At 47.6% G+C, this 20,021-nt stretch carries 16 protein-coding genes; 10 read left to right on the plus strand and 6 right to left on the minus strand.

Annotated elements, in window-relative coordinates; all coding sequences use genetic code 11:
• From NDI34_RS13575 to NDI34_RS13585, 3 genes are all read left to right on the plus strand, one after another.
• Positions 1–112 (plus strand): photosystem II protein D1 (locus tag NDI34_RS13575; protein ID WP_348232938.1); only part of this gene is annotated, 112 nt, incomplete at its 5' end.
• 333 nt (positions 113–445) lie between these two features.
• Positions 446–1,540 carry a chorismate synthase gene (gene aroC / locus NDI34_RS13580; protein WP_190414330.1) on the plus strand — a complete coding sequence of 365 codons (1,095 nt, stop codon included), beginning with the start codon at positions 446–448 and terminating at the stop codon, positions 1,538–1,540.
• 7 nt (positions 1,541–1,547) lie between these two features.
• On the plus strand, positions 1,548–2,402 hold the full coding sequence (locus tag NDI34_RS13585; protein ID WP_348232910.1) for an MBL fold metallo-hydrolase: 855 nt from the start codon (positions 1,548–1,550) through the stop codon (positions 2,400–2,402).
• Between the two features lie 41 nt (positions 2,403–2,443).
• On the opposite strand, the gene NDI34_RS13590 is transcribed toward NDI34_RS13585, so the two are convergent.
• On the minus strand, positions 2,444–3,409 hold the full coding sequence (locus NDI34_RS13590; RefSeq protein ID WP_348232911.1) for a phosphodiester glycosidase family protein: 966 nt from the start codon (positions 3,407–3,409) through the stop codon (positions 2,444–2,446).
• 129 nt (positions 3,410–3,538) lie between these two features.
• On the opposite strand from NDI34_RS13590, the gene NDI34_RS13595 reads away from it, so the two are divergent.
• Positions 3,539–4,600: a hypothetical protein gene (locus NDI34_RS13595; protein ID WP_348232912.1), complete on the plus strand. Its 1,062-nt coding sequence runs from the start codon at positions 3,539–3,541 to the stop codon at positions 4,598–4,600.
• A gap of 158 nt (positions 4,601–4,758) precedes the next feature.
• Positions 4,759–5,907 (plus strand): isomerizing glutamine--fructose-6-phosphate transaminase, encoded by a 1,149-nt coding sequence (locus tag NDI34_RS13600; protein ID WP_348232913.1) that lies wholly within the window; start codon positions 4,759–4,761, stop codon positions 5,905–5,907.
• A gap of 27 nt (positions 5,908–5,934) precedes the next feature.
• On the opposite strand, the gene NDI34_RS13605 is transcribed toward NDI34_RS13600, so the two are convergent.
• Both NDI34_RS13605 and NDI34_RS13610 read right to left on the minus strand, forming a co-directional pair.
• Positions 5,935–6,795, minus strand: coding sequence for an SH3 domain-containing protein (locus tag NDI34_RS13605; protein ID WP_348232914.1), 861 nt, complete (start codon positions 6,793–6,795; stop codon positions 5,935–5,937).
• Between the two features lie 923 nt (positions 6,796–7,718).
• The gene (locus NDI34_RS13610; RefSeq protein ID WP_190529213.1) at positions 7,719–8,834 is read right to left on the minus strand and encodes a serine/threonine-protein kinase; all 1,116 of its coding nucleotides are present in this window, start codon (positions 8,832–8,834) and stop codon (positions 7,719–7,721) included.
• A 235-nt stretch (positions 8,835–9,069) separates the two neighbouring features.
• Between NDI34_RS13610 and NDI34_RS13615 the strand changes: the two genes are divergently transcribed.
• On the plus strand, positions 9,070–9,819 hold the full coding sequence (locus NDI34_RS13615) for a DUF561 domain-containing protein (RefSeq protein ID WP_190414319.1): 750 nt from the start codon (positions 9,070–9,072) through the stop codon (positions 9,817–9,819).
• A gap of 183 nt (positions 9,820–10,002) precedes the next feature.
• On the opposite strand, the gene NDI34_RS13620 is transcribed toward NDI34_RS13615, so the two are convergent.
• Positions 10,003–11,127, minus strand: a complete 1,125-nt coding sequence (locus NDI34_RS13620) for a DegT/DnrJ/EryC1/StrS family aminotransferase (RefSeq protein WP_348232915.1) — start codon at positions 11,125–11,127, stop codon at positions 10,003–10,005.
• Positions 11,128–11,522: 395 nt separating this feature from the next.
• Between NDI34_RS13620 and fetB the strand changes: the two genes are divergently transcribed.
• A complete protein-coding gene (fetB, locus tag NDI34_RS13625; RefSeq protein ID WP_348232916.1) occupies positions 11,523–12,302 on the plus strand; it encodes an iron export ABC transporter permease subunit FetB in 780 nt (259 codons plus the stop codon).
• A gap of 302 nt (positions 12,303–12,604) precedes the next feature.
• Here fetB and NDI34_RS13630 read toward each other — a convergent pair whose 3' ends face one another.
• Positions 12,605–14,557, minus strand: coding sequence for a hypothetical protein (locus NDI34_RS13630; protein ID WP_348232917.1), 1,953 nt, complete (start codon positions 14,555–14,557; stop codon positions 12,605–12,607).
• 243 nt (positions 14,558–14,800) lie between these two features.
• On the opposite strand from NDI34_RS13630, the gene NDI34_RS13635 reads away from it, so the two are divergent.
• The 3 genes from NDI34_RS13635 (at position 14,801) to NDI34_RS13645 (ending at position 18,295) form a co-directional block, all read left to right on the plus strand.
• The gene (locus NDI34_RS13635) at positions 14,801–15,718 is read left to right on the plus strand and encodes an SDR family oxidoreductase (protein WP_190427258.1); all 918 of its coding nucleotides are present in this window, start codon (positions 14,801–14,803) and stop codon (positions 15,716–15,718) included.
• A 135-nt stretch (positions 15,719–15,853) separates the two neighbouring features.
• The gene (locus NDI34_RS13640; RefSeq protein ID WP_190427262.1) at positions 15,854–17,155 is read left to right on the plus strand and encodes an ATP-grasp domain-containing protein; all 1,302 of its coding nucleotides are present in this window, start codon (positions 15,854–15,856) and stop codon (positions 17,153–17,155) included.
• A gap of 210 nt (positions 17,156–17,365) precedes the next feature.
• Complete coding sequence (locus NDI34_RS13645) at positions 17,366–18,295, plus strand: CoA-binding protein (RefSeq protein ID WP_348232918.1); 930 nt, start codon at positions 17,366–17,368, stop codon at positions 18,293–18,295.
• A gap of 64 nt (positions 18,296–18,359) precedes the next feature.
• Here NDI34_RS13645 and NDI34_RS13650 read toward each other — a convergent pair whose 3' ends face one another.
• Entirely contained in the window at positions 18,360–19,979 is a 1,620-nt protein-coding gene (locus NDI34_RS13650; RefSeq protein ID WP_348232919.1) for an ABC transporter permease, read from the minus strand.
• Positions 19,980–20,021: the final 42 nt, after the last annotated feature.

Below are 20,021 nucleotides of genomic sequence, written 5' to 3' on the forward strand. Positions count from 1 at the left end.
CAACCTGGGTATGGAAGTAATGCACGAGCGCAACGCTCACAACTTCCCCCTCGACTTGGCAGCTGGTGAGTCCACCCCAGTGGCTCTGATGGCTCCCAGCATCAATGGCTAATTGCTAAAACTTAGCTAAATAAAAACGCTCTCCGCAAGGGGGGCGTTTTTTGTTTGGGGAAATAGAGAAAGCAAAGGACGTACAAGAAGCGATCGCACCCGATACAGAACTTTGCTTGATAAGGTGAGCAAGCGTGCTGGAGTACGTGTGGCTGCTGATAAGTAGATAGGAAAATTAAAAAAATATAAGCTCTCTCTCCTCTTACCTCTGCGCCCTTTGCGTCCTTGGCGGTTCGTTTAAATAAAAACAGTTGCAGCGAGAAGCGCGATCGCTTCCCATCTCAATCGCGATCGCTGTTAAGATACAAATCGCTATGCATCCTCCTTAAGTATTATGGGCAATACCTTCGGGCATCTATTTCGCATCACTACATTTGGCGAGTCCCACGGCGGTGGCGTCGGGGTGATTATCGATGGGTGTCCACCGCAATTGGAAATTTCTGCCGAAGAAATTCAGGTAGAACTCGATCGGCGGCGTCCGGGACAAAGTAAAATCGTCACACCCCGCAAAGAAGCTGACACCTGCGAAATTCTTTCCGGCGTATTTGAAGGCAAAACCTTGGGAACGCCAATCGCAATTTTGGTGCGAAACAAGGACACTCGCCCCCAAGATTATGATGAGATGGCGCAGAAATATCGCCCTTCTCATGCTGATGCGACTTACGATGCGAAATATGGCATTCGCAACTGGCAAGGTGGCGGCAGATCCTCAGCGCGGGAGACAATTGGACGAGTAGCTGCTGGGGCGATCGCTAAAAAAGTCCTTCATCAAGTTGCTGGAGTTGAAATCATCGCCTATGTCAAGCGCATCAAAGACTTAGAAGGCGTTGTCGATCCCAATACTGTCACTTTAGAACAAGTAGAAAGTAATATTGTCCGCTGTCCCGATGCCGAATGTGCAGAGCGGATGATTGAAAAAATTGAGCAGGTAGGGCGAGAAGGCGACTCTATCGGCGGAGTTGTAGAATGTGTTGCCCGTCATCTACCCAAAGGGCTAGGTTCGCCAGTATTTGATAAGCTGGAAGCAGACCTGGCTAAAGGTGTCATGTCTCTACCAGCAAGTAAGGGATTTGAAATTGGCTCTGGTTTTGCCGGTACTTTGTTATCGGGCAGCGAGCATAATGACGAATTCTCGATTGACGAAAGTGGCGAAATTCGCACCAAAACGAACCGTTCCGGCGGGATTCAGGGGGGCATCTCCAACGGAGAAAATATTATTCTTCGGGTGGCATTTAAACCAACAGCCACCATTCGCAAAGAACAGCGCACCGTGACCCGCGAGGGTGAAGAGACTATACTAGCAGCTAAGGGGCGTCACGACCCTTGCGTTTTGCCCAGAGCGGTGCCTATGGTAGAGGCAATGGTGGCTTTGGTGCTTTGCGATCATTTGCTACGCCATCAGGGTCAGTGCGGTACTTTAAAGCCTTGAGAGTGAAATGGAAACCAGCCCTTCTTCCGAGTTTTTGCTTCAGTTTTGGGGTGTGCGAGGCAGTATCCCCTCCCCTGGAAAAGATACCGTTCGCTACGGTGGCAATACTTCTTGTATAGAAATGCAAATCGGTGGAAAACGCCTGATCTTTGATGGCGGCACCGGCTTGCGTCTTCTATCTAAGGATTTGATAAACCAGCAGCAGTCAGTAGAAGCTTATATGTTTTTTACTCACTACCACTGGGATCATATTCAAGGAGTGCCATTTTTTAAGCCAGCTTTTATGGAAGGCAATTGCTTCCACATTTATGGGGCAGTGCCACCAGATGCAGACTCCATGAAACAGCATTTCTGCGATCGCGTGATGCACTCAAATTCTCCAGTGCCCCTGCAAGGCATGGAAGCTGACTTGAAATTTTACGAGTTAATTTGTGGCGATACCTTTCAGGTGGATGATATCACCATTGAAACCGGCCCGCTGAACCATCCCAACGGCGCGATGGGATATCGCGTGACGTGGCAAGGACACACCGTGTTCTACTGTACGGATACGGAACATTTGCCGGATCGCCCAGATGAAAATGTGCTGCACTTAGCCCGCGAAGCTGATGTCTTGATTTACGATGCCATGTACACCGATGAGGAGTATAACAACCCCAAATCTCCCAAAGTCGGCTGGGGACACTCTACTTGGCAGGAAGGGGTGAAAGTAGCGCAGGCAGCAGGCGTCAAGCGGTTGGCAATTTTTCACCACGAACCGAACCACAGCGATGACTTTCTCGATCAAATTGAGACACAAGTTCAAGAAGTCTCGCCGGGTTCGTTCCTTGCGCGTGAAGGGTTGATTGTGCAGGTCAATTAAAAAATGCAAAATTAAAAATTAAAAAATAAGATTGTTTATTTTTAATTTTTAATTTTTATCGGTCGCGCATAAAAGCCCAGATGGTTCGCCACTGGGCGCTGCCGCATGGGGATGCGAGTATGAATCGGTGAATTGAGCGATGCTGCTAACACTTCGCTAGGCTTCCCTCCACGACGCGCTACCACCAGCGTTGTCGAACCGCCGCCATCCAAGTTCAGCGCCCGATAAACACCCAACTCGGCAAGAATATTTTGCAGCTCAATTATACTGACGCCCTCACTATAGAAACGCTGGCGACCATCAACCAGAATTAACCACAATTTCTCGCCGCTTTCATCAGTCGCAACCACTGTGCGCGGAAATAACTTTTTTTGATCGCGGTTATCTTTCATCACCACTAAGTTGCCGCGTTCGATGATGATTTCGCCGCCTGCCAAAGCTTGAGCCGTATCCGCAGGACAACTCGCCTTGCTGATTTGGGCACGATTATCCTGAGAAATACACAAAACGGGCCAGCCTCGCTCAAACGCAGAGTAGGTGACGCCGTTAGAAATCGCCTGCCCCAATACGTTCACGGGTTCGCCACTGTGGGGATAATATAACAGCCATTGCTCTTGGAATGGGTAAAAAAAGCTACCATTGATTGCCAATTGCAAGTTAAATTCCCGCAAAAAGTCACTGGTCGTTTGTGCTACGGTTTCTTTTCCTTGGGTGGGTTTTCCTGGCGTTACTAACACCCCAATTCCTGGCGCTTTTAGGTCGATAGTGACAACGTGGATCGTTAGGGGGCGCGGTGTTGAGCGGGGAATGCGCCGATAAACGATACCTTGAAATAGCGGTTGCTGAACGTCGGTGCGGGGTGGACGTCTTAGACACGAAACGCCATAGAAGACACTATAGAGTCCCAGAGACAACAGCACCAGACTAAGGGCAATGGCACTGAGCGATCGCTTCCAGGGAAATTTGCGTCGTTTGCTCATACTGGTTGAGGATTTTTCGACAGCCACGGATTATCCCAAGATATCCGCTAATTTTGAAGCAAGAGTCGCGATCGCATTCTCATTGCTAAGAGCGATCGCGCATCATTGAATAGCACTTAGGATAAAAAAGAGTTTTAAGTTCGTAGGACGCAAGCCATGCGATTACAGTGGTTACTGTGGGGAGCAATCCTCAGCGTTGGGCTGTCAGCACTGCCCGCTCAAGCACAGATAACAGATGCTAAAGTAGCGGCATTCGCAGAAGCGCTCAGGAAGGCAGCACCCCAAACCGGAAAACAGGACGATGGACTCTACAGCGACTGGCAAATCAAACTAAACAACATTCCCCCCTGGTCAAAACAATGCACCGGACGTGCCCTAAGCACAGCGGAATTTGAAGCAAATCCCGCCACCGCACGGAAAGTTGTAGAGTGCATCATGGGCAATATTCTTCGCCAACAGTATCAAGCGGCGGGTAACAATGAATCCGTAGCGGTACAACGGGCGGCTGCTTGGTGGATGACAGGCGATCCCACCCGCTATAACAGTAAAGACATCGCTTCCTACATCCAAAAAGTTTCTGGTTTTTACCAGCAGTCGCGCTCAACTTCATCCGCAGTACCGCCTGCCTCAACCCCACCCAAACCTGCTACCCAACCAGCGGCTAAACCAACTCCAACTCCCACGCCATCACCATCACCCACCTCAAACCAGCCACCCGCAAAACCCTCTGTCACAACGGCGGCGGCTACCAATTCAGCAAAGATTTCTGATACCCATGTAGGGGCACTGGTGGAAGCGTTACGACGGGCAGCACCGCAAACTGGCACCGCTGATGATGGACTGTACAGCGAGTGGCAAGTTAAACCAGACAATATACCCGGCTGGTCACAACAATGTATCAATCGGGAACTAACACCAGCGCAATTTGAAAGCAGTCCCGTAACCGCACGAAGCATTCTGGTGTGTGTCATGCGCGACGTGTTGCGGGACGAGTTTCAGGCGAGTGGCAACAATGAGGTGGTAGCGGTACAACGGGCGGCTTCCTGGTGGATGACGGGCGATCCGACCCGCTATAACAGCAACGAAACCGGCCCTTATACAGAAAAAGTTCTTGGTTTCTATCAAGAGTTGCGCTCAACTTCATCGGCTTCACCACCTACCTCTAACCAGGCAGCTACAAATTCAGCGCCAGAGCCGAAGTTATTTCCCCATCGCTAAACTGCTCGTAGTAGGGCATAGGAACCTAGAAGAGGGAGCAATTTCCTTTTAAGGGTAGGTTATTTTTCCTTCTTCCCCAACCAAGTCCGGGAATACTGCTGATAGGAGGCTCTACCCCTATCGGCAGCAGCCAATCCAATTAACATTTCTAGTGCAGCGTGAATTCTCCTGAAGAAAAGATATTTTCCCACTTCATGCTCAAGGAAATCCATGAGCAATCAGAAGTTGTCCGAACTTGTTTAGAGGCTTTCTCAGAAATTCGTTTTAACGATAAACAGCTACGGCATGAATTGACTCAACAACCTCTAAACTTAGGTTTATCATCCAACTTTTACGATGGTATAGACCAGATTAAAATTCTTGCTTGTGGTAGTAGTCTTCATGCCAGCTTAGTAGGTAAATATCTATTAGAGCAAGTAGCTAAAGTGCCAACAAGCGTACACTATGCCTCAGAATTTCGGGATGCGCCATCGCCTGCAACTCCGAATACTCTCATTGTTGGCGTTACCCAATCTGGAGAAACCGCAGATACTCTCGCTGCCTTAGCAATAGAAAAACAGCATTGTTCTGGTGAAACTCGATTTTTAGGAATTACCAATCAGGCGGGAAGTTCTTTAGAAAAGCTGGTAGATCGTACAATTCATACTTTGGCAGGAAGTGAAGTAGCGATCGCTGCCACCAAAACCTTTGTCGCTCAGTTGATAGCGTTCTACTGTTGGGCGCTTGATGTAGCATACTGCCGTCAAACTCTATCGAGCGATCGACTGCATCAAATCCTCACGCAATTGCGCCAAATCCCCGATCAAATTGATTTAATTTTACAAAGCCAAAAGCACGCCGTCGAGCAGCTAGCCAAAGACCTTACCCATACCCAAAACTGCATTATTTTAGGGCGCGGGATTAATTTTCCCATCACTCTAGAAGCAGCACTGAAACTGAAAGAAACCAGCTATATGCACGCAACAGGTTATCATGCTGGAGAATTTTTGCATGGTCCAATTGCGATGCTAGATTCTTCTGTAACTGTAGTAGCGATCGCAATGCCCGGAGTTGTTTATGAAAAAATCCTTGCTAATGCCCAAAAAGCAAAAGCAAGGGGGGTTCAGCTCATTGGGGTGATATCCACAAACAATCCAGAAATTACAGGCATTTTTGATCGGGTATTGACTGTCCCGGAGGCGGACGAATTACTTTCTCCGATCCTGGCAGTTATTCCGCTGCAACTCTTAGCCTATTACACGGCTGTTTATCGGGGATTGGATGTCGATCGCCCCAGAAATTTGACGAAGACTTTGACTGTGGATTAACCTTTTTATTTCAAAAATTGCGATCGCTTAATTCCCATTTCCTGGCAAGAAGTAACGCAGCCGCCACTGTCCGCGAGTCCGCACAAAACTGACGCGGTAATCGGTTTCTGAATCGTACACATAGCGGTTGAGAACCCAACCTTTTTTACCATTCCGGAGTTTCACTGGCGTCCAACCATCGATAACCTTTTCCTTCACCGCTTTCTGCATCTGCTCTGGTAGGCTGTTAAAGGTGTTGCCATCAAACGCTACAAAATCGTAAGACACAACCCCCACAACTTTGCTACCTGCCCCAGGGTTTGCACGGACATTCACATTTTGTCCTAAAATTGCCAGTTGTCCAACATTCGGTTTATCTGGGCGAATTGACTCCAGTGCTTTTGCGATATCTGGACACACCCAAACATCAGATCCCGGTTCTTTGTTCGCCACTTTTGCCTGATTGTCGGTAGCACAACCTAAACTAAGTGCTTTATCCATGTATGCCCAAAATTTAGAATTTTTGTCATCAATGTTGTAGCTGTCCAAATTGAGCGTACCGCCATAGTTCCATTCAGTTTCTGAGGTGACAAGCGTGCGAATAAAATTAGCATCCCGCCGACTAATGGCATCTAAAAGACGCACGCGAAACTGAGAAAACGAACTTTTGTCTGGCGGAGTTGTTTGAGTCCCAGTTGGTTTTGAAGTTGGCGGCGTATACGGTGGGGGCGATACCGCCACAGACGGGGGTATTGTCGGTTCTAGTGTCTCCGTTGTCGCCGGAGGAGATGGAACTTCAGTTGTGGGTTGTGGTGCTTGGCTGTTGCGGTAGCTAATCGTTGCTAAAGTGGAACCTGCGATCGCTCCTATAGCGATCGCGCATATTATTAAAATTTGATAAAGTTTCATTCTCCCCTCCTGTTCGGTATTCCAAGTTCCTACGTTTTCAATGCCTTATCTTTGGCGGAGCCAGTGCAAATCCTGCTTGTTTGCTTTTACTGCTTTCAGGATTAACTTGCTAAAGCGGTTGGGTATTTATTCCCATTTTTTTACTCATAGAAATACCCTCACCAATCATTTTTTGACGAGGAAATAACTTATGAAACTGATTTTGAGCTTTCTAAGTAGCAAGCTTCATCAAGGGGATGCCAGTTTGTTAAGCTGCCACATGATTTCTAAGTTATTTTCGTGACTAAAACTTTTTTGATTGAGTGCCATTTTAAATAACTTTCACAACCTCATTGGCTTTTCTATGGTTAATGATTATGCTCTAAAACAAATTATTTTCATAAGATTTTTCTTTGATCTTTGGTGATACACATCAGATACCTCATCCCCTGAGATGGGAGTGCGGCTACGCTAGAAGAAAGAGAGATAATAAGAAACTGAAGTGTAGGGCTTAAACAGGTGAATTGATATCAGCTCGCTCTCAAACTTTTTACTAAATTAGACGCTTGAGCGATCTAAATGTTTCCCTCTGTAAGCTTGAGAAATCTAAAACAACTTTTTATATTTTATCAATTAATAATAGACCGAGATAATGCAGTGAGCCTAAACGATTCATGAAGGTGATATCCTCGAATTCTTAGAGAATTCGAGGATATGAACCGCTGGTCCGCCACTTAAATGGGATTGCTATATAAGCAACCGTTCCCTTTTTTTTTAGGAAAAGAATTTTTTAGAAGATATCTGAAAGGAATATTGGCATCTTGTCTGGGCTTTCACTCTCAGGAAATAAACTGCTGCACCCAATAGGAAACTTCTGCCCAAAAGCGGAAGCCTTTGTTGAGCAATGGTGTAATAACCAACTATAATTTTCCCACTACCAATTCCTAAAGTCCTGAGTTACCAGAACTGCTAATGATGCTATGACGGTGTCTTTTCTTAGGATCTCGTTGCTTTGCCTGCCACCTAGCTTTCCAATCTCGAAGCGCGATCGCTGTTCTGGCGGTAGGAGAAACATAATTTGGTGAATTTGCTTCTGATTTTTTCTTATCTGAATCTTTCCCTGAAGGACGCTGAGTTGTCATAAACTGCGCTAAATTGTCTTGAGGCGATTCCCAGCCAAATGCCTGCATAATCGCTGTTGCAGATTGATAACGTTCGCGTAAAGAGATTTTCAGCATTCTGTTGAGAATTTTGCCAAAGTCTTTACTGACTGATATCGTGTCCTGCCACTGAATCTCACCCGTAGAGCGATCGCTATCAAATTCTAGCGGCGCTTTCCCACTCAACAAGTAAAGACACGTTACGCCTAACGAATAAATATCGCTGGCATAAACAGGACGCAGTGAAAATTGTTCCGGCGGTGCAAATCCAACCGTGCCGATAAACTGGGTGGTTTGCTTCTGACCTCCTGTATCGCTTAAAGGAACCATCTCCTCTTTGACGGCTCCAAAGTCAATCAGCACCAGCCTCCCATCGTCCTGGCAACGGATGATGTTCTGGGGCTTAATATCGCGGTGAATTACATTATTGCCGTGGATGTACTGCAACAATGGCAGGATTTGACGAAGGAAATATTTAACGCCCTCTTCCGATAAGGGACCTCCGCGCCGCACCAAGCGTGCGAGGGTATACCCTCGTACATATTCTTGAACTAAATAGAATTCTCCCTCGTTTACAAAGTAATCTAGCAGCATGGGAATTTGGGAATGGCTGCCCAACTTACTGAGGGTTCTTGCTTCTTGCTCGAAGCGTTTCCGCGCTGTTTGCAGTCCAATCGGATCGCTAAACTTGGGACACAGCTGCTTAATCACGCACAAAGGATCGCCTGGCAAGTTGGCATCTCTGGCTAAAAAGGTGATACCAAAGCCACCTCTTCCCAACATTCGCAGGATCTCATAGCGATCGCGGAACAACTGCTCGGTACCACACAGCTGCCCTAGTTCAGTTTGCTGTAAAACATCTGAGTGAAAAGTTGACAGATTTGTGGGTGGAAAATTCATGACCGTCACTGGCAGGAGGAGGGCAGGAGGGGGGCAGGATCTGCGCTATGCTCCTAGTCTAGATCCCAGTTGTGATAAAAAGCAGAGCGTAATTTTTATTTCCTGATGGTATGGCAATCAGCGGGGATGCACAACCTTCCGCAGTAATATTCCCAGGTAGATCGTTCTGAATGTAGAGACCGGATGATTCGGTCTGTACAATTAAGATGCAAAATTTGCGAGCCAAATCGGGCTTATGACCATGAATACTACACTACAGCGTGTCTTTGACCAAGGTCGTGCTTTAAAAATTATTACCGGATTGAATAACTTCAATCCGGAGCGAGTTGCTGCCACCGTTAAGGCAGCCGACTTAGGCGGTGCTACTTTCGTCGATATTGCCGCAGAACCCAATTTGGTGCGGTTGGCTCGTCAGTTGACAAGCCTGCCAATTTGCGTATCAGCAGTAGAACCAGAACTGTTTGCGATCGCAGTGGAAGCTGGAGCGGATTTGATTGAGATCGGCAACTTTGATAGTTTTTACGCGCAGGGACGGCGGTTTGAAGCAGAAGAAGTGTTGGCGCTGACGCAAGCAACGCGATCGCTGCTGCCAAATATTACCTTGTCTGTCACCGTGCCCCATATTCTGGAGCTAGATCGGCAAGTTCAACTCGCAGAAGCATTGGTAAAAGCCGGTGCCGATATTATCCAAACCGAAGGAGGCACTTCCTCAACCCCGACTCACGCCGGTACGCTGGGACTGATTGAAAAAGCGGCTCCTACCTTAGCAGCAGCTTACGAAATTTCTCGCGCTGTTTCCGTCCCAGTCCTGTGTGCTTCCGGAATTTCTAGCGTTACCGCACCGATGGCGATCGCTGCCGGTGCTGCGGGTGTCGGCGTCGGTTCTGCCATCAACCAACTCAACAGTGAAGTCGCGATGGTAGCGGCTGTTCGTAGCTTGGTGGAAGCACTATCCACTGTCAGCCGCGAACGTATTCATGCGTAATCCCTAAGCGGTCGGAGTGATGAGTGATGAGTTTTGAATTTTGAATAAATCTTGGCTAAGGAACGTGGATTAAAAAACTTACACTGATTCACGTTCTGTAGGGACATGGCAGTGCTATGCCCCTACGCCAGAAATCGAGGTTAATAAATCGACCCTCAAAACTCAAAATTCAAAACTCAAAACTTATCCCAAGCAGTCTTTCAAGCTGTAAACCACTTGCTCCTGTTCCTCCAGAGAAAGTTCTGGGAACATGGGCAAGGCCAAAACCTCGTGACAGACTTGCTCTACCACAGGGAAGTCCCCAGATTTATAGCCTAAATTCTTGTAGACCGGCTGTAGGTGTAAAGGCAAGGGATAGTAAACCATCGAACTAACGCCTTGCTGCTGTAGCTGATTGCGAACCTCGTCCCGATAGCTGCCGTTACTAGATTGGGTGAGGCGAATCGTGTATTGATTCCAGACACAGCGACCTCCTGGCGTTTCTTGCGGCTTCACCACCCCAGGCACCGGCTCTAACAATCGGTGGTACTGCTGTGCAACCGAGCGACGCAGGTCATTCCACGTATCCAGATAACGCAGTTTAATTTGCAGAATGGCGGCTTGTAGAGCATCCAAGCGGCTATTAATGCCAGTTGCTTCATGATGGTAGCGATCGCGCATTCCATGCTCCCGCAGCATCCGTATAGCAGAAGCGATCGCTGGATCGTTCGTCGTCACCGCACCGCCATCTCCACAAGCACCCAGATTCTTGGTAGGAAAGAAACTAAAGCAGCCAATATGCCCGATGCTGCCTACTTTAGATCCTGCCCACTCAGCGCCTGTGGCTTGGGCACAGTCTTCAATCACCGCTAGATTATGAGCCTGTGCTACGTCCATCACTGTCGTCATATCCACCGGCTGCCCAAAAAGGTGAACTGGGATAATGGCGCGAGTTTTAGCGGTAATCGCCTTTTGCAGCTGATCGATATTGAAATTAAACGTATGGGCATCAATATCGACAAAAACCGGCGTCGCCCCCACCACGCTAATTACTTCAGCAGTGGCAATAAAGGTGAACGGCGTCGTAATTACCTCATCCCCCGGCCCAATCTGTAAAGCCCTGAGAGCTAGATAGAGGGCATCTGTACCAGAGTTACACGCTACACACTCTGAAACGCCTGTGTAAGCTGCAAACTGTTGCTCGAAGCCTGCAACCGAAGGACCACCAATATAACGACCAGAAGCCAAGATGCCTAGAACGGCTGCATTCACTTCTTCACTGATAATTTTGTACTGCCGCGACAGGTCTAGGGGGGGAATATTATTCACTCGTTGACACCACAAATTTTTATCTACATAGAACCAAATTTTGCTCAGAAAGGGAATCCACGCCTCACCATCCTTTTTGATTCAGAATGCCGAACTTACAAAATTGTTTCGCAGAATTTGGCAGATAGAGGGACGATAACAGGAAAACGAAGCAGACCCACAGAGGACAAGGGGAGCATTCCTATTTTCACTCAGTCCTAACTCCTAACTCCTCAGCACTCAGTCCTCAGTCCTCAGCACTCCGCCCTCAGCCCTCAGTCCTCAGTCCTCAGTCCTCAGTCCTCAGTCCTCAGTCCTCAGTCCTCAGTCCTCAGTCCTCCGCCCTCCGCCCTCCGCAATCAAAACTTCCTCAATCCTGGCAGAATTAGGGAGAAAGCAAGACCTCATTGTGAACTGTGGATTCTTTAATCGCACTGAACTTTACAGACCTTGTCTTGGCGTTGGGCATGATGGCAGTTGCCATTGGTTTATCCAGGATTCAACAACTCGGATTAGAAGGGCAATTGGCGATCGCGACTGGTCGCACTATTATCCAGCTGTTGGGCGTTGGATATGTATTAGCCTTCGTCTTTGCCTGGAAAAATCCTTGGGCAGTGTTGGCCCTGTTGATGGTAATGCTGAGCATTGCCGCAATTGTTGCTCGCAATCGCATCGGCAAAAAAATTCCCCACGTATTGCCCGTGGTGTGGGGGTCGATTTTGGTGAGTAGCGCCCTGACATTGAGTTACACCACTTTGTTGATCCTTCAACCGCCCATTTGGTATGAACCCCAGTACCTGATTCCCTTAGCGGGAATTGTACTCGGAAATGCGATGAATGGAGCAGCGATCGCGGGTGAACGTTTGAGTAGCACCGTTAACGCTAGCCGCAGCGAAATTGAAACCCATCTGAGCTTAGGTGCAACGCCACAACAGGCTGTTGCACAATACCGCAAAGATTCCATCCGCGCCGGTTTGATTCCCACTCTGAACCAAATGATGGTTGTTGGAGTCGTGACACTACCAGGAATTATCACAGGTCAATTATTGAGTGGTGTTGACCCGCTGAATGCTGCATCCTACCAAATTTTAATTATGTTTATGCTTGCTTTTACCAACTTAGTGACAACTTTATTAGTCACTCAAGGGCTTTGCCGCCAGTTTTTTACTCCCGAAGCCCAACTCAAGAATCATTAAAAATTATAAATAGGTTTTGTTAAAAATAACTGCTGGTTAGTTTAGCTCGAATTTAGTAATTAGTCTGGTTACAACCTTGCATCTGTGGCGTACTGGTGGTGTGACAGATGCAAGATGTAATCCCAAATTCCCTTGATAAGGCTACACATTTGATTTCCCCACCCCCGATTAATTGGGGGCGAAGAGAAGCTTAAATGTAGCGGTAAAATGGTATAAGTAGCAACAGCAAAAGCTAACGCAACCTCAGGATTTGGTGGGTTGAGATAGAAAACATAACCGACCCTAATGTGAGACTTTTATTCCTAGCTAACTTTAGGATACTTGTTAATCAACGAACCATCTGGAGTGTAAAGCTCAAGAGGAATACGGGCATTATCGCTAATCGCTTCCAGTGCATCTCCTAGCGTTCGCAAATGAGCGGCTATCCCAGCTTGAGCATTAGAATCTCCTCTCAATTGTGCGGCGTTTACGGTTTGCGTCACCATCTGCATATAAGCGGGTGTCAACTGAACTCTGATTAGCTGACTGGTGACAGTGTATTCACAGACTTTCGGCGTTCCAGCGCAGGTTTTAATAAGATCGGTACTCGCTTTTTGGAGCAGGCTGGCATACCCTAGTTGGATTTCTGCTTGCCTGAGTTCGGCTTTATAAGAACTCATTAGGGAATCGCCTTGATTGTAGAAAAAAGTGCCTCTGGGAATTTTTTGAATGTTAACAATTGCATTGCGCCAGTTCAGCACCGCTAATGTCCATTGGTTGCGCTGTTCGTAATTTTTGGCATTACGTGCGAGGGTTTGAGCAAAATTGTAGGCGTTAGCGGCAATTTGTTCTTTGTTTTTGCGATCGCGTGCTGCTGACAATTTGGGCAGATTTGTCGCCAGCAGTTGCTGCGCCTCCGGACGGGAAGTCGTGCCGACAGGAATCGCCTTGAGCCGATTGATTGCCATCTCCCAGTTCATTTCAGCCAGTCGCCAAGTGGCGATCGAATTAGCCACTCCTTCACGGGCTTCTGCTACCTGAAGCCCTTCTTTTGCAGCGTCGAGGTTTTTAAGCGCCTGTCGTTCGGCATTCACTCGCCCGTTAATCGCGGCTAAATTTATTCGATAGTCCTTAATTTTCTGCTGAGCCAGTTGGTAGACCGTGCTATTTTTGGGCACGGGTTCCAAAAGCGCGATCGCTTCTCGCCATAGCTTCTGAATTTCTAACCATTCTGTCGCTGAATGGGGAGGATTTTGGCTCTGTCTAGCCGCCGCCGAACCTTTACTCAAAGCCATTACCAGCTGATCGAGCAATTCCGCTTGCTGCGAATTGTCGTTCAATTGCTTCTGAGCTTCGGAATAAGAACCAGACCAGAATGGAATCAGCTTCAAAAGGCGGATTGCCTCTTGTTGTTTCTCTCTTGCTTCTAGTATTTCTTGCCCAGATTTTGGTCGCTGAAGGGTTGCAAATGCCTCCTGGCTCAACTCTTGTGCCGTGAGTAGTGGCGTACAGGTTCCGATGACGCAGGGACGTGTCAAGGCGTAGAGAGTGAGCAGAAACGTCAATAAACTTACCCCCGCGCTTGCCAACAGTACCGGCAATGGCAATCGCTGTAGTTTACCAGCCAGTGAAGTCGGTGGTGCCTCGCTTTTAACCTCCCCCGGCGAATCATCCGGCGGCGACTCATCCGGCTCTAAACTAAGTTCATCGGCGGGAAGGGAGGAAGATTCATCAATTGTTGGTGCTGAGCCGATTTCTGCCGGGTCGGTATCCACTCCAATGCTGCCATCTGCCGCTGCTGGTGTCTCGCTGGGGAGATTTTCCGGAATTGTCTTCTTGCGCCTCAATTTTTTGGGTAGATTTTTGACCTCTGTCGAATTTGGGATTGTCTCCTCGATAACAACTGTCTCATCAGCGAGAGCAGTCGTTGACGTTGACACAGTTGACGTTGACACAGGTGACGGGGACACAACAGACGGATCGACACTGAAGGCATGGAAAGCATAGGGTTGCTTTTGCCCGACTACTCTTAAATACAGCTGGACTTGACGGGCAAATTCCGGTTGCAGACTTTTGAGAGTTTGCTCTAACGTTCTAAAGGTTCGTTGCGGGTCAGGCAGAAAATCCGCTGGGTGTTGCGTCAAAATAATTAACGCTTCCTGCGGTAAGGCACACCGAACTTGAAAGGGAACCTTCTCCGGTAATGCCGAGTAAAGGCGATTTTGTAGAATTCGCCCCAGTACCTCTAATTCGCTTTCGCGGGCTACTGTTTCCATCCAGCAACACCCTCCGTTTCACTTTCTTCCATTTTGAGGCAGGACCGCTAAAAAGCTTGCTCAATTTTCTACTTTCAAGCAGAGGAATCGCATCAGTAGTGCTTGCAATAATTAAAAAATCTAATCAAAAATCTAAAAATTTGTCTTGGCTACAGCGAATTGGCTATTGCTTGCAATGCTAGGGCTTACCATTAACAACTGTACGGGCACGCGGCTAAGGTGTTAGCCTACTGAACTCAAGTTATGAAGATCGATACTCCACCGCTATCTGAACAAGTCATCCTAATTACAGGAGCTTCTACTGGGATTGGCGCTGCTCTGGCGCAAGTTTTAGCGACTCAGTCGTTGGGAATCCGGCTCGTTTTAGCAGCTCGAAACCAGGAAAAATTGGAGGAAGTCGCAACTTTCTGCCGCAAAGCGGGTGCTGATGTGCTGGTTGTTCCCACCGATATCTCTCAAGTTGAGCAGGCTAAAGCTTTGGCAACTAAAACGATCGACCATTTTGGGCGCGTGGATGCCTTGGTCAATAATGCCGGATATGGACAGATGGGACCAGTAGAGTTGATTCCATTTGAGGCGGTGCAGCGGCAGTTTCAGGTCAATTTACTCGGCCCGCTTGCCTTAATTCAAGCTTTAATTCCAGGAATGCGGGACCAAGGGGGTGGACGGATCGTTAATATTAGTTCTCTAGGCGGACGGCTTGCGTTTCCCTTTGGAGGGTTATATAGTTCCTCTAAATTTGCTTTGGAAGGAATTAGCGATGCACTTCGGATGGAACTGGCTCCATTCAATATCAAAGTCAGCGTGATTGAACCAGGGCCAGTCAGTACGGAGTTTTTCGCGGTAGCAGCGCAACGGGTTGAGCAAGCGATATCAACTCCACAAGATACACCTTACCGGGCTGCTTTTGAGCGGCTAGAAGGGCTAGAGGAACGAACCAGTAGTCGAGCTTGGACTTCCGAACGGGTTGCTAAAGTGGTTGTGCGATCGCTCACCGACCGTCACCCTCGTCCCCGCTACGTGGCTGCTACTGGGGGAGATATTCTACTGTTTTTAATGAACAAAGTGTTGCCTACCAGGGCGGTTGATGCCTTTTGGCAGCGTTTCTATGGAATTGATAAAGTCGCCAAAGACTGGCAAAGTCGTCAGAAACAGGGGTAATCGGGATTGGGTAATTGTCACTCGTCATTATCGTTAGCCATTCGTCTTTGGTTTGCTGCGACTGCCGAATAACGAATCCCTTTTTTCTCAATTACCATTCCCCATTCCCCATCCCTCATCCTTAAATTGCCATTCATGGATTTACTAGAATATCAAGCTAAAGAATTATTTCGGGAGATGGGCATTCCCGTTTTGCCTTCTCAACGAATTGATAATTCCAGAGACCTCAAGGGTTTGCAAATTCCTTACCCGGTTGTCCTAAAATCGCAGGTGCGTGCTGGTGGACGGGGTAGAGCGGGTGGAATTCGATTTGCAGAAAACACCATCGATGCGATCGCGGCAGCACGGACGATTTTTAATTTGCCGATTCTGGGTGAATATCCCCAAGTGCTTCTAGCAGAAGCAAAATACGATGCTACTCGTGAATTTTATCTAGCCGTCACCCTAGACTACGACCTTCGTCGCCCGGTGCTGCTAGGTTCCTCACAAGGAGGCATGAACTTGGAAGCGGTGATGGAGCTTCTTCAGCAAGTTGTTGTTGACCAAGAATTTTCCTCCTTTTATGCCCGCCATCTGACCCTGAAAATGGGACTCCAAGGTTCCTTGATCCAGTCAGTTAGCACCGTTATCGAAAAGATGTACCATCTGTTTGTCCAAAACGATTTGGATGGAGTAGAAATCAATCCCCTAGGTGTAAGTCCTACAGGCGAATTGATGGCTTTAGATGGCAAAATTACAGTCAATGATGCTGCTCTTAGACGTCATCCCGCTTTGGCTTCTCTAGCGGCAAAAATGCCTCAGTCCGATATCGCGAAGGAAACGCCTACAGACATCGATCCCGGTAAGTTTCTACCCATTCAGAACTGGCTGAATCGAGATGGTAATATTGGGATTCTCTGTAACGGCACCAGCTTGGCGATGGCAATGGTAGATTTGGTTTACAGCGCTGGCGGCAAGCCGAGACTTTGCCTAATTGTGGGTGAGGAGGCGAGTGGAAATTTGACACCCGCATCTTGGAGAGAACAGCTCGAACAAGCGCTGGAGCGTCTCACTCAAAATAAAAATATTAAAGTATTGCTGGTTAATATTTTGGGCAATACCGCAGCGAGTCAGGAAGTCGTTGCAGTGATTGATTCATATCTGCAACGAAAAGTTAATGAAATGACAGAGCATCCGCAGCGAATGACTCGACGGGTTAGTACACCCAGCCCCAAGGACTCTCGCACCCGGATCGGCGATCGCAGACCAGAATTTCTCACCCTGCTTCCCCAATTTGTTGTCCGCTTAGCAGGTGGCGAACTCGACAAAAGCCAAGAGCCTCTAGCCACGATGCCCGTACACTGGAGCGATAATCTGGATGACGCTGTTGAGCAAGCGATTTCCCTAGCCAAAGCAGCAGCTAAAAGTAGATCCGGGACTCCCAGCACCAAATCGTGAGGCAAGGTTGTTTTAGCGGTCGAGCTTTCATGCTGCTTTGCTTGGCATTAAAGTTACATTCAGGACGTTGGCTTGCTCCTGTCAACCTGACTCGCTCATCTCAACCTGATATAGATGTATGGGAGATGTTAGATACCGACATTTGTTATTAGACCTCATGTGCTGTTCGCGCACGAACGTTGCATGGAAAATAGACTTTGGTAAAGGATCATGAAGTTAACGCCAGACAGTAAAATCCTGATACAAGGCATCGCAGAACCACTTGCGTCAACCTACACTGCCCGAATGACAGCTTACGGCACGAAGGTAGTAGCTGGGGTCAGTGCCGGTCAGGGAGGGCAAACGCTGGATGGCATTCCGGTGTTCGACCTGGTAGAGCAGGCGATACAGTCGGTCGGAGCGGTTGACATTAGCATTATCTTTGTACGACCTTACGCGGCGCTTGATGCTGCGCTAGAAGCGATCGCCGCAGGTATCCGACAAATTATTCTGATTACGGGTGGGATACCTCCCCTGGATATGGTTCGGCTGCTCAGAAAGGCAGAGGCGACTCAAACTCTTATCCTTGGCCCCAGCAGCGCTGGGATTATTGTTCCAGGCAAGGTTTTACTAGGCACTCATGAACCTGAATTTTATAGTCCTGGATCGGTGGGGCTGCTCAGCCGCAGCGGCAATCTCACCTACGAAGTAGCCGGGGAAATGACCCGATCCGGTTATGGTCAATCGATTGCTGTCAGTATTGGCAGCGAGCCGTTTGTCGGATCTTCTGTCGTACAATGGCTGGAAATTTTGGCAGCAGATAAAAACACGAAGGTCATTGTTTTAGTCAGCCATATCAGCCATACCAGTTCTAGTGATGAGCAGGCGGCAGCAGAATACATCGTTGCTACACTTGATAAGCCAGTAATTGTATATTTTGTCGGTCGCTTGCTTCCCCAAGAAAAACTTTTAGGCCCAGGGAATGCACTTGGTTTTTGGCGTCAGGAAGCGATGCTCGCTTTTCCACAGGCTGAAATTGCCGCCGAACAGACACCTGAAAACCGAAAAATTGCCGCCTTCAAGCAAGCGAAAATTCCAATAGCAGAGCGCCCTTCCCAAATTCCAGATTTGGTGAAAAAGGCGCTCAAAAAGTCGGGTTGAGGATTGAGTTAGAGCGGGAAGAGAGGGAGAAGCAGTCGCGATATTTCTCCCTCTCTAAAGTGTTCTAGCGGGCGGGTGCTGATGGACGATTGGCAAAGATTGCTTTGGAGGAAGATGCGCCTGCTAATCGCATCTGCCGCGTCAATTGTAAGCTTAACAATGTCGTAACGCTCCACTGTCCCAAGATTGTCAGAAAAATGGGAATTGTGGAGGCTTCTTTTACCCCTATCCACGGAAAGGCGGTAAGCAGCCACACACCAGAGCTTTGATAAAATGGCATCGACAGCACGCTGAAAAAGATTGGGGGAAATGCAATCAAGGCTATTATAGTTATGCCAGCCCAGAGCGATCGCTTTGCTGTTTTCATAAATAGCAGCATCTGAGCGATACCCGCCAATATCAAGATCCAGTTTAGGCTCAAGATCAAACCTAAAATAGCTGAAATCTTGCCACTGTTTTGAGGCCAAAACAGAATCCAAGCACCCAAAATTACGGTTTTAATGCCCAAATTTACTGCTACTGCCACCAGTGATGGGCTTTTTTCACCCCACAGCAAATCCTGCATTAAGTCGCTTTTCCAAAAACTTTTACGGTTAGAAACCTTTTCGCGGCGGTAACGAGCCCAATCCTGTAATGCCTGACGGTGAGGGGATAAAGCAGCAATTAAACCCAAGAACCATAGCAGATTTACGGTTTCCATAAAGACCAACAATCCCCACAGAAATCCAGATTCAGCAAATTGTGCCGGATTTAAGTGGTTCTTTTGTAGACAAAAACCTAGAAGCAGGAATTCAAAATAAGCGACCATCCAGTAACTTTGTTTTTTGCTGATAAGCGTGGCGTTGGCATTAGCAAAACGCCGATTTAAGGCTTGCCAAATCCAGTAAGTCCACAAACTAAAAGTTAGAATTGCAAAGGTCTCAGCTAACAAAAAGTTACTACCGAGCGGTATATAAAACCATTGCCAATAGTATAGTACTGAATCGCTCCAATCATAATTGGCCTGTGTAACCAGGGACACAGACCAATTAATTACATTTAGCCAAGGCAAAGCAAATACAAAGGTTAAAAAACTGGCTGACGAAGCTTGAAATTCGCTCAAAAATCCATAAAGTAAGGCAGCGCTATAGAAGAAATAGTAACTAGCACCTGAGAGCAAATAAAAACTCACCAGAAAGTAAAAAGGTACACCGGCACTAATCGCAGACCAGCAATGCAATGGTAGTGCTAGGGCCACACCCAGATAAAGTAAAATAGGCACTCCCAGGATTTTCCCCGTCAAAATGCTTTGACTTGATTGGGGACTCAATCGAATGAAATTCAGGGTGCCTCGACGCTCTTCTTTACCAAGGTCGCTGAGAATCATATAGACCCCAGCGAGTAATAAGATAAGAGGCAAAGTCCAATTCAAAATGCTGAATAGGGTTTGCCACCACTGCTGCCAGTCAATGACAATCTCACCGGCAGCATCCAACCGGCAGTTGTAGTTACTGGTTCTTACACAAAAGCTGCTGTAGGTTCCATCAAGATTTAGTTGTTCGTAAAAATATAAGACCAGTAAAAACTGACTAATCAAAGAGACACCGATAGCGATCGCTAACTTGCGAGTTTTCAGTTGTCCTTTGAGTTCGCGCAGAAACTGAGGGTTCCAATCGCCCAATCGCTCCATCCAAAGTAGGTTCATCTCTGTTTTCCTTGATCGCAAGTTTTGAGAAGAAACCCGTTT

It is taken from the genome of Trichocoleus sp. DQ-U1, assembly GCF_039961925.1.
Taxonomy (GTDB): domain Bacteria; phylum Cyanobacteriota; class Cyanobacteriia; order Cyanobacteriales; family FACHB-T130; genus FACHB-T130.

Excerpts from the sequence above, each read along its gene's own strand:
- aroC (WP_190414330.1), top strand. The coding sequence starts at position 446 with ATGGGCAATACCTTCGGGCATCTATTTCGCATCACTACATTTGGCGAG.
- NDI34_RS13585 (WP_348232910.1), top strand. The coding sequence starts at position 1,548 with ATGGAAACCAGCCCTTCTTCCGAGTTTTTGCTTCAGTTTTGGGGTGTG.
- NDI34_RS13595 (WP_348232912.1), top strand. The coding sequence starts at position 3,539 with ATGCGATTACAGTGGTTACTGTGGGGAGCAATCCTCAGCGTTGGGCTG.
- NDI34_RS13605 (WP_348232914.1), bottom strand. The coding sequence starts at position 6,795 with ATGAAACTTTATCAAATTTTAATAATATGCGCGATCGCTATAGGAGCG.
- NDI34_RS13610 (WP_190529213.1), bottom strand. The coding sequence starts at position 8,834 with ATGAATTTTCCACCCACAAATCTGTCAACTTTTCACTCAGATGTTTTA.
- NDI34_RS13615 (WP_190414319.1), top strand. The coding sequence starts at position 9,070 with ATGACCATGAATACTACACTACAGCGTGTCTTTGACCAAGGTCGTGCT.
- NDI34_RS13630 (WP_348232917.1), bottom strand. The coding sequence starts at position 14,557 with ATGGAAACAGTAGCCCGCGAAAGCGAATTAGAGGTACTGGGGCGAATT.
- NDI34_RS13635 (WP_190427258.1), top strand. The coding sequence starts at position 14,801 with ATGAAGATCGATACTCCACCGCTATCTGAACAAGTCATCCTAATTACA.
- NDI34_RS13640 (WP_190427262.1), top strand. The coding sequence starts at position 15,854 with ATGGATTTACTAGAATATCAAGCTAAAGAATTATTTCGGGAGATGGGC.
- NDI34_RS13645 (WP_348232918.1), top strand. The coding sequence starts at position 17,366 with ATGAAGTTAACGCCAGACAGTAAAATCCTGATACAAGGCATCGCAGAA.
- NDI34_RS13650 (WP_348232919.1), bottom strand. The coding sequence starts at position 19,979 with ATGAACCTACTTTGGATGGAGCGATTGGGCGATTGGAACCCTCAGTTT.